We start from the raw sequence: 15,266 nt of genomic DNA, 5'->3' as shown, positions 1-15,266 counted from the left end.
AACCACTTCGATTAGTATCAACACCGGCCTCCATTTTGGGGGCTTTTTTTATGAGGTGATGCATGGAAGAGAAGGATAGAATCACTCGTGAAAAAGATATCCAAAAGCTCAATGAAAAAGAGTTCAGGCTCTTACTTGATTTTTTAGGTCATTACGAAAAATTCAAGCTGCTTACGTGGATGTTAAAATGGATTATATTATGTCTTCTAGCATTCACGCTTGGGATATCACAGTTCATTGATGCAATTGATAACTGCCTCGCTCATATCAAAAGATGGCTTCTGAAGCTCTGATTCTGTCTCTAGAGCTCTAAAAAAAGGGTGCAACAAAACCTTGGCGTTTTCACACCTTGTAAAAAAACAGGGAAGCGAGGACCACCATCCGTCAAAAAAGACGGTAGAACAACGCTTTATAAAGAGATTGGTACGCCCAAGGGGAATCGAACCCCTGTTTCCGCCGTGAAAGGGCGGCGTCCTAACCGCTAGACGATGGGCGCAAATCAATGATCAGGCTTATAGAGAGGATCTTTTTACTTCGCAAGCCCTGTATGTGATTTTTAGAAAAAAAACGAATTTTAACGAGTTATTTTTAAATATATGTTGGCCTAACTTGGGTTACTTTATTCCATAAAGCTTGAAGGAGAACTATATGAATATAGTTGTGAAAGTTCGTGAAATGTCTTGCTAGTAATACAGAGGTAATGGGATGGTGCCCCTCATTGCACCTAATTGTAAGAATAACCATTTTGGTATATAAAGGGCTTCGCACTTTATTTTATTAGGTGTCGCGAGGTGTCCGGGGAAATTGCAGAAGGCGGCCGCTTTATTGCGCAGCTGCGGCTAAATTATATGAGATTTTTTGACGAAAATTTCAGGATTTATTTTATGTGGTTTGTTCGTTTTATGACGAGAAAGAGGAATCTAGCTGCTTTTTCCCTACAGGAAGCTTGCATCTTCGTGGAAGCCTTGTTACAAATATTCGGGGGCGAGTGTTGTATTTTTCTCCGACGCTAATTCAATTGGAGTTTTCCATATGCTTGGGTCAACCGATAAGACTTTAAACGGGCTCGGTCGTATTTCACTGATCGAAGTGGCGCGCGTGACTGAGCGTGCTGCTATCTCAGCTGCGCACTGGCGGGGACGCGGTGATGAAAAGGCAGCTGATCAAGCGGCTGTGGACGCGATGCGCCGGGGACTTAATCGCCTGCCTGTTAATGGTACGGTCGTGATTGGCGAAGGTGAACGCGACGAGGCCCCTATGCTTTATATAGGGGAGGAGGTAGGGAGTAAAAATGGGCCGATGGTCGATATTGCTCTTGACCCCCTTGAGGGAACTACAATTTGCGCCAAAAATCTCGCTAATTCGCTCGCGGTGGTCGCGATTGCCGAAAAAGGTAATTTGCTTCATGCTCCGGACGTTTACATGGAAAAAATTGCTATTGGTCCCGGCTATCCTGAGGGAGTGGTTGATATAGACGCTAGTCCTACAGATAATCTGCATGCTCTTGCAAAGGCCAAAGGAGTGGCTGTTGATCAAATTACTGCCTGTATCATGGATAGACCTCGTCACGCGAAATTAATTGACGAAGTGCGCGCGGCGGGTGCGTCGATCCGCTTGATTGGCGATGGCGATATTGCTGCTGTTATTCATACAACAGATCCGAGTAAAACCGGCATTGATATTTATATGGGCGTCGGTGGAGCGCCAGAAGGCGTTTTAGCAGCGGCAGCTCTACGCTGTATTGGAGGTCAAATGCAGGGGCGTTTGCAGCTTGATACAGAAGAAAAAATCGTGCGTGCGGCCAATATGGGAATCAGTAACCCTAATATGGCTTACACAATGGAAGAAATGGTAAAAGGCGATGTTTTATTTTCTGCAACGGGTGTCACTGATGGCGATATGCTCTCTGGTGTTCAATTTAACCGTCTTTATGTCCATACAGAGACTCTTGCAATGTGTTTCAGTTCCCACAGGAGAACGATTCGTAAAATAAAAGCGCAACATAGCGATCAGTCGGAATTTGGTTGATAGATAAAGACGGGGAAGCGCCGCTGTACGGCGCGCACTTCCGTGGGGCTCTGAAAGTTAATCTCAAAGATATTTTTCGCCTTTTTCTGCTTATCACGATAACCTAACAGGGCGCACCCAGTTGTTCTCATCTTCTATATTTCCTCTTTGAAGCCCAATAAGTTCTGTACGAAGTTTTTTCGTAATTTCACCGGTCATTTCGCCTCCAACAATGAATTCTCCATCTTTGTAGCTGAATCGACCGATTGATGTGATGACGGCAGCTGTGCCGCAGGCAAAAGCTTCTTTAAGTTGACCACTTTCTGCATTTTCCTTAAGTTCTTCAAAAGAATAAGGGCGCTCTTCTATCGTTAAACCCATTTTTTGCGCTAGCTTCAAAATTGAATGACGGGTTATCCCTGGGAGAATGGTGCCGTTAAGTGGTGGTGTTACAAGCGCGTTATGCGCCGTAATAAAGCAAATATTCATACCACTTAACTCTTCAATCCACTTACGTTCAACCATATCGAGAAAGAGGACTTGGCTGCAATTATTTTTTGCAGCATTATTTTGTGCAAGTAAGCCTGCTGCGTAGTTTCCGCCGCATTTGGCAGCTCCTGTACCGCCTGGGCCAGCCCGGCTATAATTTGTTTCAACCCATACACTGATAGATTTTTCTCCCTCTTTAAAATATGATTCAACTGGGGATGCGATGACACAGAAAATATATTCTCGAGAAGGATGGACTTTTAAGAAGCTTTCATTGCCAAACATGAATGGGCGTATATAAAGGCTAGCATTTGGGTTATTGGAAACCCACTTTTGATCAATTTTGACTAATTGATTAATCGCATCCAAGAAGATGTCCTCGGGTAATTCAGGCATAGCTAATCGTTTGGCTGATTCAGCGAAACGTCGCGCATTGGCATCAGGGCGGAACAGCAAAATACGATTATCTTTTGCACGGTATGCTTTTAAACCTTCAAAAACTTCCTGACCATAATGAAAAACGGTACTTGCAGGGTTGATCTGCAAAGGTCTGTATGCAGAGATAACAGCATTATGCCAGCCTTTATTTTCAGTCCATTGAATGACACACATATGGTCTGTAAAAAATTGGCCGAAACCAGGATTTTTCAAAATTTCTTCACGTTTTGCATCCGATAAAGGAGATGAATGTTCTTCTATTTCGAACAAAAGCGGCGATGTAAAAGATTTCATAAACAAAATCCTCTGAAGCGATAGCTTTATTTTGTGTATTTTTATCTGGAAGAAAGGTAAGATCCTTTCGTCCTAACCCTACGATCAGCAACTCCTTTATGTCAACATGTTATTGTAAAATGGACTGAGTACCATTTGTAGGTATCCTTTTATCTTTGTTTTAGAACTTTTTTTTAGATCTTGCCAAGTTAGCCTGTCGAAATTAAATGCCTACACGACCATAACATTCGCGTACTACCCGGGTATTGGAAAATAATTATTCGTTATGATTGATGGAAATTACCTGATACGTTGCTAGCGTATAGCCGCTTTTTTTGAAAAATCCAAAAATCCTTTTCCAACTATGATGCTACAGAATCAAAGTAGATAACGCAGAGCCCACAGAAGGATTTTAATATTGCATTTCCCTCAGCTACAAAGATCTATTATGCGCAGCTGAAAGAGAAAGAATATTTTCCGACAGGTAATTACGCAAGACCTCGACAAACTCAGCAATTAAGGTTTATCTACAAGCCGGCGGACAACAAGCCAAACGCGCAACAGAGCCTCTGAAACGCGGCACCAGCTTTAAAAATTGCCACTGTATGCCCATTTAACGCGTGATAAAGCAGGTTCCCCCAACATTTTTGATTTCTTCACAAAGAGTCACAGCTTCATCACGGCTTTGAGTTTGAACACGGACACGGTAATAGGTACCTTTCCCCGGTATAAAAGCGGACTGAATATTTAAAGGGCGAGCACCGATGAGGGATTTAAATTTAGATTTGACGTTTTTTAGAGAGTTTTCGGCTTGTACGGATGTCGGTTGAGATGAAAGTTGTACGTAGTAATGCTCAGAATTTTGTGTCGTTGAATGTGTTAATGAATCCGAGTGAGAAGCAATATGTCCCTGCGCGCCCGGATCGATTCTAGTAGAAGAAGAACTTGCTGTAAATGAATTTTCAGCCCTTTCTTCAAGATTAGGAACAGGAATCTTTCCTGTAATTACTTGATTAACATCAGTTGCAGGGCTACGTTGTTCTTCCTCATTATTTGCTTCAGAGGATTCACTTTGAAATTGGGCTGCAGCTTGAAATTGGGCTGCAGCAGCATTATTGCTTACTTCAGGAAGATTAGCGGGTTTTTCATCTGTACGGGGATTCGGAGTTAACGCAATCGTGCCATCTTTCCTCACGATGACAGACTGAACTTCCCGCATTGGAACGACATGATTGAGTGCTTCCGCGACCGCGCTTTCGACGTCTCCTTTATCAAGAGATGTAGACGAGGTACTTGCGGGCGTCGATTTATTTAATTCTGCCAAATCTTTAGGTTGCTCAGACTTATCAACAAGAAATTGCTGCGCATTTTTTTGTTTTTCGTTTTGTTCAGTTGTTTGTTTGTAAATATCTAAATTATGGGTGACGTCACTCTCTGTTTCCGTCGTTTCTGGCCTAATTTTAAAGGGCTTATCATCAGAACGGATAATAAGCGGATTTTTATTCCCATGTTGCGACGTAAAGAAATGAGAATAGCTAATGAAACCAATTGCCCCTAAGATAAAAAGAGCAATGCTCCCGATAAAAGTCTTACCGATGACGAAATTTTTGGACGCAGGAGCCATTAGCACACCGGCAGCCGCTTCATCTGCATATTCGTACTCAAGACTCTCAGCAGGAGAAGATCCCCCTTTATTATCAACGACGGAATAGGAAGTATTTTGTTTTGGGGCATTGACACGTAAATTTTCTTCTGGGTCCTGCTTCGTTGAATGAAATATTTTACTAAAAGCTTCAGTTCTTTGCTTTCGCGAAATATTCCCCACGTTAAATATATCTGAAAATTCTTTTTTCAAGCTATCAACAGATGTACCATGCCCTAATTCTTCATGTAAAATCTTCGAAACTGTAATCGGGCCAGTCTTTTCTACGATTTCGTCTGCGAATTTGTGAGTGTCAACACGAGGAGGGTGATTATCGCTATGAGCGCGGCCATGCGCAAGAGGACTCTTTATCTGGTTAGCGTTAGAAATCCCCGGCGAGCCTTGTTTACAATCTGGACTCTTTTCGTCGTAGCAGATGTTAATTTTATTATCTTTATCAGAGACAATATTTCCAATGTTATTTATAATGCCTCCAGGCCACCGAACCCTGGCGTCATCATATTCCGGATTTTTTTCAGCGTCAATTTTTTGTGTTAAAAACTCTCCTCCGCGGCGACCGAGGTGATCAATAAAATGACCTTCGGGTGGGAGCTTTTCTAAACTGGACAGTTCGTCGACTTGCGATGAATCAGAGACACGTGAAAAGGCCCTTACTGCCTCATTTGTTAGATCATTATTTTTATCTGAAACTGTGTCAGGAGATGAAGAAAGAGAATCTTTATTTGCAGAAAATTTTAGTATATCAGTACAACGCTCCTCTGCCCATTTTTTTTGGTCAGTCGACATTTTATACGAAAAGCTTTTGAGTGTGTTATAGTTATTTCTTTGGCTATGGTAATTAGGTCGTGCAAAATTTCCTGGTTGTTGTGCGCTTATTTGCACGAAGGGCTCAGTTCCCTCACGCGGCGTTTCAGCAACCGTTCTGTTATTTTGGGCGTCTATGTCATCAAGAAAAGGACTCTCTGATTCCGCGTCAAAATGACTTTTTTCAGAAGCGGAGGTACTATCGGACGGTGATGTCCTATCTTGCGGTGCCTGATATTTACGAATTGGTAACGGAGAAAGTGCGTCTAAAATTTTCTCTTCTTCATTATCGGTAGGGGAAGAATATACCGATACAGATAAGATATCATTTTGCTTTTGGCTGCCGACAGAAGTAGTCAGCCTACTGCCCTTTGAGGTTAGATCATTAACACCTGACTGTAAGACCCGTTGCTCATTTTGCTTATTAAGTGGTAATTCATTAGCTGAAATATCTTTGGGTTCCGTTTTTAAAAAAGGTAAATCAAAATCTCCATTTTGAAATGGAGTTTCGGGAGTTTGAGGCGCTGAGCTATCTGGCTTTGGAGAAGATTGGGAGCGCTGAGGAAGAGAATTTTCATCCCGTTTGTCCGAATCGAGAATTCGCGTAAACCTCCCTAAAGGATCATAGGGTCTATATCCTTTTTTTATTTCATACGGATTTTTGCGATCGTTACCGCTCATAATTTCTCTCACAAATGATCTGGACTTGAGTACAGTAAATTATTTCTGGACCAATTCTTAGTTTTAGATTATAAACCTTTTTTTCTCCACAGGCTCCTCATTTTATGTATTTGCAGAAATTTTTCAACGCATTTCTGTTAGCGCCTTTACACCTACAATCGAAAGTCCTGAAGATAAGACATTAATAACAGCCTGAATCAGGCCTAACCTAGCCAATGAAAGCTCTTTATCATCAAGTTGGATAAAGCGCAAATTAGGATCATCGTTACCTTTGTTCCAATGTCCGTGAAAATTTGAAGCGAGGTCGTAGAGATAAAACGCTAATCGATGCGGCTCTCTGTGAAGCACGGCTTGTTCAATAACACGCGGATATTCAGCCAGCTTACGTATCAGTGATATTTCGCTATCCTCTGTTAATCGATAAAGATTCGTAATCATCGAGTTATTTGAAAAATTTTTGATGAGAAAATTTTCTTGCGCTTGACGGAAGACTGAGTGGCAACGTGCGTTCGCATATTGCACATAAAAAATAGGATTATCTTTTGATTGCTCCATCACTTTTGCAAAATCAAAATCAATAGGTGCTTCACACTTACGAAAAAGCATCATAAAACGTACTGGGTCACTGCCGACTTCTTCTACAACATCGCGAAGAGTGATAAATGATCCAGCTCTCTTAGACATACGCACAGGTTGGCCATTGCGAAAGAACTTTACTAATTGACACAAAAAGACGCTTAATTTGGCTTTATTGGCAGAAATTGCTTTTGCCATCGCTTCTAGCCGCTTTACGTAACCGGCATGATCTGCTCCCAAGACGTAAATCATTTCGTCAAAATGACGATTAAATTTATCACGAAAATAAGCAATATCAGAAGCAAAATAAGTATAAGAGCCGTCAGATTTAACTAAGACACGGTCTTGGTCGTCGCCCACATCGGTTGAACGGAACAAGATTTGCTCGTGTGGCTCCCAGTCTTCTGTATTTTTCCCTTTTGGTGGCGGTAGTACCCCTTTATAGATATAACCATTTAAAGTAAGCTCGTTAATCGTATTACGAATGGCTTGCGCGTTATTTTCGTGAAGCACTTGTTCAGAAAAAAAGACATCATGGTAAATATTAAGGGTGGCTAAATCCTCACGAATCGCGGCCATCATCGCATCAATTGCACGCTTTTTCACTACAGATAAAGCTTCATCTTCACCTATAGTGAGCAAGCGGTCACCGAACTCTTGAGCTAGTGATTGCCCTAATGGTATCAGATATTGGCCGGGATACAGCCCTTCTGGAATTTCACTGACTGCCTGCCCAAGTGCTTCGCGGTAGCGCAGCAACACAGACTGGGCAAGCACTTCGATTTGCTCACCAGCATCATTAATATAATATTCTTTGGTAACATCATAGCCGACGAATTTTAGTAAACTAGAGAGAACATCCCCAATAACAGCGCCCCGGCAATGTCCGATATGCATCGGGCCGGTCGGATTCGCAGATACATACTCAACGTTGACCCGTTTACCTCGCCCTATGAAAACACGACCGTAAATCGTACCTTCTTCAATTATTAATTTTAATGTATTCTGCCAAAATGATCTTGTGAGCTTAATGTTGATAAATCCAGGGCCAGCGACACTGATATGGTCGATGAATTGATCATTTTTTAGAAGTTCCACGATTTTTTCCGCTAATATACGCGGATCTAGTCCAACGGATTTCGCTAATACCATAGCAGCATTCGTTGACAAATCACCGTGTAAAGAATCGCGCGGAGGGTCGACGGTGATTTTTGATAAATTTAGATTTTCACCATTTTTCCCTTTTATATCAGATAATTCGAGCAATTTTTTAATCTTATCCTCGAAATTCTTAAAGATATTCATATTTACATTCCGTGTTCATTCGAAATCGATTGAGCTAAATCATCTATAGGGCCGAATAACCGGCGATATTCGCGTAAAGCATAATGATCGGTCATACCTGACAGAAAATCAACAACAAGATGCGCTAATTCTCGGTTTGTTAGATGAGTTACTTGGAGGCACCAGCTTTCAGGCATTAAGTTCGGATTTTCATAGTAACAGCTGAATAATTTTTGCACAACGTGTTTTGCTTTATTTAAACGTATTAAGACTTGATCATGAGAGTAAAGGTTTTTGTATAAAAAAGCTTTTAGTTCTTTTTCTTGAATGGCCATTGTAGGAGAAAAAGTAATAATAATTCGTCCCGCTCGACGAACATCTGATGCACTTGTTGGTTTAAGGACCGCTAAATTTTTTTGTGACTGCTCGATAACATCTTCAATCATAGTCGTTATTTGTCTCCGGGCCAGTTCGTAGCCACATCGAGTTTGGTCGAGCTGCGGGTATTCTTCCTTAATATTTTCCAATAATAAAGCGGTCAGCGAATTTTTTTTAAGTTGGTCAATTGTCAAAAGACCCGAACGTAAACCATCATCGATGTCATGAGCATTATAGGCAATGTCATCAGCGACAGCAGCACATTGTGCTTCTAATCCGGCAAAACAGTCAAGTTCAAGATTCTGTTTTTCATTATACTGCAGAATGTCGATAGGGACATTTTTGTTGTTAGAATAAGGGCCTAAAAAGGGACCGTTATGTTTTACAAGCCCTTCGAGTGTTTCCCAAGTAAGGTTCAGTCCATCAAAATTTGCATAACGCTGTTCGAGCTTCGTAACGATTCGTAATGCTTGAGCATTGTGATCGAACCCACCATAAAGTGCCATTAATTGATTAAGGACCTCTTCTCCTGCGTGACCAAAGGGAGGGTGCCCAAAGTCATGAGCGAGAGCGATAGCTTCAGTGAGATCTTCATCAAGATGCAGCGCACGGGCTAATGTGCGTGCAATTTGAGAAACTTCGATTGAATGAGTAAGCCTCGTACGATAGTGATCGCTTTCAACAGCAATGAATACTTGGGTTTTGTGTTTAAGACGCCGAAATGCATTAGAATGAATGATACGGTCCCGATCTCGCTGAAAATGTGTGCGCAAAGTGCTCGCAGATTCATGAAATAATCTGCCGCGGCTTTCTTGAGGATTAGTACTATATATCGCTCGAGATTGATAATTAACATTACTAGCGCTCGCGTTCATTGCAAGTTATCTATTCTTCTCTTAAATTTAGAATCAGTTTGTTACTCATAGGTTTTTAAGATACTCTCTCGATAATTTTATGCAAGGATATATGAAAAATGAGTGTGCACATTTCAGATTGTGCTGCCAAGCGGATTGAGCAAATACTCTTGAATGAACCCGATAAAAGGGCTCTACGTATTTCTGTTGAAGGCGGCGGGTGTTCGGGTTTTTCTTATAAATATGATTTGGTTTCCGAAAGCAAGGAGGGTGATCTCGTTATTAAAAAAGGTGGAGCGGTTATATTTATTGATTCAATGTCTTTACCTTTTATGGAAGGGGCTGAAATTGATTTTGTTGACAATCTTATGGAGCAATCTTTTCAAATTCGTAACCCCAATGCTGTTTCATCATGCGGTTGTGGTGTTAGTTTTTCAATATAGGATGGCAATATTGCTCCTTGAAAAGATTATCGCTTTAGTCAACAATATAAAAATGGGTATTTTTACGAAAATATTGTATAGAGCTCTTTGGCGGGTAGTAATATTTACCTTATCGAGCTGTAGCGCTTACGCATTCTCCGACGGAGAAAGACTTCCAAATTATCAGCGAGAAAAAACGTTAACTTCCATTATATATTCTCAGAATCACGAAACAGAAGTTATGCACCCTCAGGCTCAGCTAATATTGCACGCTCGGTTAACTGCTAGTAGCGAAAATCTTACAGAAGGCCTAGTGTGGCGAGTTTATGCACCTACTTTGGGAATCGATGATAAATTACCATTAATAGCAACTTCTGAAGGGGGGAGTGCGCGCTTTGATTTAGAAAAAGGAAGCTATCTTGTCCATGTTTCGTTTGGCCACGCCAGTATGGTAGAATACATAAGTTTGGAAAGCGGTCAACACCTTACCAAAAATTTTAATCTTAACGCGGGTGGCGTTATTTTTAATGGTACGTTACTCAATGGTAAAATTAATGAAAAGGAGTTGCTTTTTACCATATACAAGGATGCGAAGGAAGACGATGATACGGGTATAATTTTGTCAGATGTTAAGCCAGGGTCAATTGTGCGTTTAAGGGCAGGGAGTTATCATGTCGTTTCTCATTATGGTTCAGTTAATGCCATTATACGTTCAGATATCCACGTGGATGCCGGTAAAATTACAGAAGTAAGTCTTCAGCATCAAGCGGCCCAAATCGTGTTAAAGTTAATACGTCAAGAAGGAGGGGAAGCGCTGGCAGACACAAGCTGGTCTATCACTAATGATTCCGGTGATATTATTTATGAAACGGTTGGCGCGTACGTTTCGTTTGTGCTAGTTGAGGGCAATTATATTGCTATTGCCAAAAATAAAGACCAAATTTATCAAAAGGTTTTTGCAGTAGTTTCTGGCCAAGATGAAGACGTAAACGTTTTGGCAGACGTACAGAATGCACAAAAATTTGATGAATTGGTAGATTGATTATCGTTTATGAGTATATAAACAGTAGTTTAAAATGGGTGTAGAGCCTTGATGACTGAATTTTCGACATTTAGTGTATTTTTCGCCGGCGCGTTGTCTTTTTTGTCGCCGTGTGTTTTGCCCTTAGTTCCCCCTTATTTATGCTATATGGCGGGCGTAACTATCGACGATTTTCGTTTGGCGAAGCAAAATGGGAGCACTTCTGTGCGTTTAGCACTTTTATCTTCCGTTGTTGCTTTTATTTTCGGTTTTACAACTGTTTTTATTGCATTGGGTGCGAGTGCGAGTACGATTGGCAAATTTGTGGGCTATTATCGTGATTGGTTAGCTATTGCGGCTGGAATTATTATCATTATTTTTGGCTTAAATTTTTTGGGCGTTTTCAAGATTGGTTTTTTATTTCGAGAAGCGCGTTTTCAAACGCGCAAAATGCCTTCCGGACCTTTGGGAGCCTATGTAATTGGCTTAGCTTTTGCATTTGGCTGGACGCCGTGTATAGGCCCAATTTTGGGGCCTATTATAACACTTGCAGGAACAAAAGAAACTGCAGGCGAAGGGGCTGTACTTTTAGGAATATATGCACTAGGACTTGGAGTGCCTTTCATGCTGGCGGCTTTATTCTCGGGCAGCTTTACGAGATTTTTAGGCGCTTTTCGTGTTCATTTAGGGAAAATTGAAAAAATTATAGGAATTTTTTTGATCGCTACGGGTATTTTATTTTTGACAGGCTCTATGCAAAATTTTTCGTTTTGGCTTTTAGAAAAATATCCTTTGCTGAGCGAGGTTGAATCTATTAATTGGCATGATGCTACAAATTTATTTAAGTTTTCTCATTAATTTTGTGTATTTTTATGGTTAGAAATTGCCTTTCTATTGTTCTTGCAGCAGGTGAGGGAACGCGTATGAAATCGTCCCTTCCAAAAGTACTTCATAAAATAGCTGGACTACCACTCATATGTCACGTGTTAAGACAGATAGAATTGATAGAATCCTCGCAGTTGGCGGTGGTTGTCGGATCTGGGGCTGAAGATGTTGCTGAAGTCGTTCGATCATTTGCAAAAGATGCAATAATTTTCCAACAAAAAGAACGTTTAGGAACCGCCCATGCGGTTTTATCCGCTCAGCTAGCTTTACAGAATAGGATAGATGATATCCTTATTGTTTTTGGTGATACTCCTTTGATTGAAAAAGATTCATTGGCGCGAATGCGTGCGCATCTCGCTATGGGCGCAGATGTTGTTGTGGCTGGTTTTTATGCTTCTGATCCAACAGGTTATGGCCGTCTAATTAGGAAAAATGGTCAATGCGTCGCTATTGTAGAAGAAAAAGACGCGAGCGATGAAGAAAAAAAAATTTCCTTTTGTAATGGCGGCGTGATGGCTATCAATGGGGAGTGTGCACTTTCTCTTTTAAATAAGGTTGGTAATAACAATACGAAGAGAGAATATTATTTGACAGATATTGTTTCTATCGCTTCACATAAAGGCTTGGATGTTCGAATAGTCGAGGTGCCTTTTGACAACGTTATAGGAGTCAATAATTGTCTTGAGCTTTGTGAGACTGATACTTTATGGCAAAAGCGTAAAGCACGTGACCTTATGTTATCCGGTGTTATTATATTGAAGCCAGAGAGTGTTTATTTTTCTTATGATACAGAAATTGAACCAGGCGTTGTGATTGAACCAAATGTTTATTTCGGACCAGGAGTGAAAATACGGTCTGGTGCGGTTATCCGCGCGTTTAGTTATTTAGAGGGGGCTGATATTGGCGCGGATGCACAAATTGGGCCTTATGCACGTTTACGTCCTGGAACAGAGTTAGCACGATCGGTTAAAGTTGGAAATTTTTGTGAAATTAAACAAGCAAAAGTAGGTGAAGCTACCAAAATTAACCATTTAAGTTACATTGGCGATGCAGAAATTGGTATGCATACCAACATCGGAGCAGGCACGGTTACTTGTAATTATGATGGCATAAATAAATTTAAGGCTGTAATCGGTGACAATGCCTTTATTGGTTCTAATTCAGCGCTTGTTGCTCCATTGATCATAGGGGAAGGTTCTTATATCGCTTCTGGTAGTGTTATCACCGAAAATGTTCCTGTGGACAGCGTGGCTTTTGGACGTGCACGACAGGTTATAAAAGAGGATGGTGCAACGCGATTGCGTGCGCGCTTATCAGAAAATAAACGAAATAAATAATTTTTAAACCCATCTCTCCATTTTATGGTAATTTAATAATCATGCAGAGCCTTGTCCTTAGTTACTGCCATACCATATTCGATTTGGGTGGTTGCCTGAAGTTTGTACAAAGACAGTTAAATTATTTTGCAGATCTATTATAGATTTTGGATGCGGATCGGAGCTTTCTAATGTGCGGGATTATTGGAATTCTTGGAAATAGGTCTGTAGCATCCTATTTGATTGAAGGTTTGAAGCACCTTGAATATAGGGGATATGATTCGTCCGGCTTAGCGACAGTGCATAATGGGCGCCTTCATCGTGTTCGAGCTGAGGGAAAGTTAATTCATTTAGAAGAGAAACTAAAAATAACACCTTTGGAAGGAAATTTAGGCATTGGCCACACGCGCTGGGCTACGCATGGAGGGGCAGTAGAGAGGAATGCTCACCCTCATATGACTGAGCGGCTTGCGATTGTTCATAATGGTATTATCGAAAATTTTGCAGAATTGCGAAAAGAACTTACCGAAGATGGTTACATCTTTGAAACAGAAACTGACACTGAAGTTGTTGCTCATTTAATTACGCGCGCGTTAAAAAGCGGCCTGTCTCCGCAAGAAGCGACTCTTACTAGCCGGAAAAGATTACAGGGCGCCTTTGCGATTGTTCTCATTTTTGAAGGTGAAGACGACCTTATGATTGCCGTCCGCTCTGGGCCACCTTTGGCGGTTGGTTATAGTAAAGATGAATTTTTTGTGGGGTCGGATGCAATCGCTTTAGCTTCATTTACTGATCGCATAAGTTACATGGAAGATGGGGATTGGGCTGTACTCACACGTGAAGGGGTAACAATCTACGATCTCGATAATCAGCGCGTAGAACGCCCTATCATTAAATCATTTGAGGGTTCTCTGTTAGTTTCTAAAGGCAACCACCGCCATTTTATGCGCAAAGAGATATTTGAGCAACCTGAAGCTATTTCTCGTAATTTAGCTCATTATTTTGATCTTGGAAATTATTCGGTTCGCTCGCTTGGAAATTTAATCGACTGGAAAAATATCAATAGGTTATCATTCGCGAGTTGCGGGACAGCTTACTACTCAACCTTAATTGCGCGCTATTGGTTCGAGAGCTTCGCTGCACTCAGTGTTGATAATGATGTAGCTTCTGAATTCCGCTATCGTGAACCACCTATAACAACTGACATATTACCGGTTTTTGTTTCTCAATCTGGTGAAACAGCGGATACATTGGCGTCTTTACGCTACTGTCGGGACTGTGGCGTAAAAACAGCAACAGTTGTGAATGTTATGCAGTCAACTATGGCAAGAGAGGCTGATTTTGTTTTACCAACATTAGCTGGTCCAGAAATTGGGGTCGCTTCAACGAAGGCTTTTATGTGCCAGTTATCAACACTCGCTTCAATGGCGCTTAGTGCAGCTAAGCAACGTGGGTGTCTCTCGAAGATGACAGAACAGAAATTAATTCAACAATTGGCGGAAGTACCGAAGATTTTAAATGAGGTTTTAAAGCTAGATAATAAAATTGAACTCATTTGCCGTGATTTAATAAATGTAAAGGGCGTTCTTTACTTAGGACGCGGCACTTCTTACCCAATCGCTTTAGAGGGTGCTCTTAAACTAAAAGAGCTTTCTTATATTCACGCTGAGGGGTATGCAGCAGGCGAGCTGAAACATGGACCGATCGCGTTAGTTGATGAGACGATACCGATCATTGTCGTTGCACCTTATGATAAATGGTTTGAAAAAACTTCTTCTAATATGCAAGAAGTAGCAGCGCGTAACGGTCGTATTATTTTAATAACGGACAGAAGAGGAGCGATGGCAACGCGTTTTGATTCTTCGTCGGTTATTATTTTACCGGATGTTCCTGAGTTTATTGCACCCATTATTTATGCTTTACCCATTCAGCTTATCGCTTATCATACAGCTGTTTTATTGGGGACAGACGTTGATCAACCGCGTAATTTGGCAAAATCAGTGACTGTTGAGTAAAAGAGGATTTTTTATCTTTGGGAGTTGTAATTATTTTCAGTGTGTTATTTTATATCTTTAAGAAACACGCTGATGTTTCAAAAATTCCACATCTGTGATACCTGGGTAGGGTGGGGGGTGCTTCAGAATATCAAAAATCTTTTTATAAATTGAGCGTGCT

At 41.0% G+C, this 15,266-nt stretch carries 10 protein-coding genes and 1 tRNA gene; 6 read left to right on the top strand and 5 right to left on the bottom strand.

Annotation, left to right across the window (positions count from 1 at the left end; genetic code table 11):
- Positions 1-421 precede the first annotated feature (421 nt).
- Positions 422-496, bottom strand: a tRNA-Glu gene (locus tag BANH1_RS03945).
- 536 nt (positions 497-1,032) lie between these two features.
- Between BANH1_RS03945 and glpX the strand changes: the two genes are divergently transcribed.
- Positions 1,033-2,028, top strand: coding sequence for a class II fructose-bisphosphatase (glpX, locus tag BANH1_RS03935; protein ID WP_015398125.1), 996 nt, complete (start codon positions 1,033-1,035; stop codon positions 2,026-2,028).
- A gap of 93 nt (positions 2,029-2,121) precedes the next feature.
- Here the strand turns inward: glpX and BANH1_RS03930 are convergent, their stop codons facing one another.
- The 4 genes from BANH1_RS03930 to BANH1_RS03915 form a co-directional block, all read right to left on the bottom strand.
- On the bottom strand, positions 2,122-3,228 hold the full coding sequence (locus BANH1_RS03930) for a branched-chain amino acid aminotransferase (protein WP_015398124.1): 1,107 nt from the start codon (positions 3,226-3,228) through the stop codon (positions 2,122-2,124).
- Between the two features lie 592 nt (positions 3,229-3,820).
- Positions 3,821-6,355 carry an SPOR domain-containing protein gene (locus tag BANH1_RS03925; RefSeq protein WP_015398123.1) on the bottom strand — a complete coding sequence of 845 codons (2,535 nt, stop codon included), beginning with the start codon at positions 6,353-6,355 and terminating at the stop codon, positions 3,821-3,823.
- Between the two features lie 123 nt (positions 6,356-6,478).
- On the bottom strand, positions 6,479-8,236 hold the full coding sequence (gene argS, locus BANH1_RS03920; protein WP_015398122.1) for an arginine--tRNA ligase: 1,758 nt from the start codon (positions 8,234-8,236) through the stop codon (positions 6,479-6,481).
- A gap of 2 nt (positions 8,237-8,238) precedes the next feature.
- A complete protein-coding gene (locus BANH1_RS03915) occupies positions 8,239-9,468 on the bottom strand; it encodes a deoxyguanosinetriphosphate triphosphohydrolase (protein WP_015398121.1) in 1,230 nt (409 codons plus the stop codon).
- A gap of 98 nt (positions 9,469-9,566) precedes the next feature.
- Between BANH1_RS03915 and BANH1_RS03910 the strand changes: the two genes are divergently transcribed.
- From BANH1_RS03910 to glmS, 5 genes are all read left to right on the top strand, one after another.
- The gene (locus BANH1_RS03910) at positions 9,567-9,890 is read left to right on the top strand and encodes a HesB/IscA family protein (protein ID WP_015398120.1); all 324 of its coding nucleotides are present in this window, start codon (positions 9,567-9,569) and stop codon (positions 9,888-9,890) included.
- Position 9,891: 1 nt separating this feature from the next.
- Complete coding sequence (locus tag BANH1_RS03905) at positions 9,892-10,911, top strand: hypothetical protein (RefSeq protein ID WP_015398119.1); 1,020 nt, start codon at positions 9,892-9,894, stop codon at positions 10,909-10,911.
- Positions 10,912-10,959: 48 nt separating this feature from the next.
- Complete coding sequence (locus tag BANH1_RS03900) at positions 10,960-11,748, top strand: cytochrome c biogenesis CcdA family protein (protein ID WP_041582996.1); 789 nt, start codon at positions 10,960-10,962, stop codon at positions 11,746-11,748.
- 14 nt (positions 11,749-11,762) lie between these two features.
- Positions 11,763-13,112, top strand: a complete 1,350-nt coding sequence (glmU, locus tag BANH1_RS03895; RefSeq protein WP_015398117.1) for a bifunctional UDP-N-acetylglucosamine diphosphorylase/glucosamine-1-phosphate N-acetyltransferase GlmU — start codon at positions 11,763-11,765, stop codon at positions 13,110-13,112.
- Positions 13,113-13,282: 170 nt separating this feature from the next.
- Positions 13,283-15,106, top strand: a complete 1,824-nt coding sequence (gene glmS, locus BANH1_RS03890) for a glutamine--fructose-6-phosphate transaminase (isomerizing) (RefSeq protein WP_015398116.1) — start codon at positions 13,283-13,285, stop codon at positions 15,104-15,106.
- Positions 15,107-15,266: the final 160 nt, after the last annotated feature.

The sequence above is a fragment of the Bartonella australis AUST/NH1 genome (assembly GCF_000341355.1).
GTDB lineage: Bacteria > Pseudomonadota > Alphaproteobacteria > Rhizobiales > Rhizobiaceae > Bartonella > Bartonella australis.
The sequence above is the reverse complement of the archived record's forward strand: the minus strand, read 5'-3'. Positions and strand labels throughout refer to the sequence as shown.

Bases quoted from the DNA above. Each gene is read 5' to 3' on its own strand.
- BANH1_RS03910 (WP_015398120.1), top strand. From the start codon at position 9,567: ATGAGTGTGCACATTTCAGATTGTGCTGCCAAGCGGATTGAGCAAATA.
- BANH1_RS03905 (WP_015398119.1), top strand. From the start codon at position 9,892: ATGGCAATATTGCTCCTTGAAAAGATTATCGCTTTAGTCAACAATATA.
- glpX (WP_015398125.1), top strand. From the start codon at position 1,033: ATGCTTGGGTCAACCGATAAGACTTTAAACGGGCTCGGTCGTATTTCA.
- argS (WP_015398122.1), bottom strand. From the start codon at position 8,236: ATGAATATCTTTAAGAATTTCGAGGATAAGATTAAAAAATTGCTCGAA.
- glmS (WP_015398116.1), top strand. From the start codon at position 13,283: ATGTGCGGGATTATTGGAATTCTTGGAAATAGGTCTGTAGCATCCTAT.
- glmU (WP_015398117.1), top strand. From the start codon at position 11,763: ATGGTTAGAAATTGCCTTTCTATTGTTCTTGCAGCAGGTGAGGGAACG.
- BANH1_RS03915 (WP_015398121.1), bottom strand. From the start codon at position 9,468: ATGAACGCGAGCGCTAGTAATGTTAATTATCAATCTCGAGCGATATAT.
- BANH1_RS03925 (WP_015398123.1), bottom strand. From the start codon at position 6,355: ATGAGCGGTAACGATCGCAAAAATCCGTATGAAATAAAAAAAGGATAT.
- BANH1_RS03930 (WP_015398124.1), bottom strand. From the start codon at position 3,228: ATGAAATCTTTTACATCGCCGCTTTTGTTCGAAATAGAAGAACATTCA.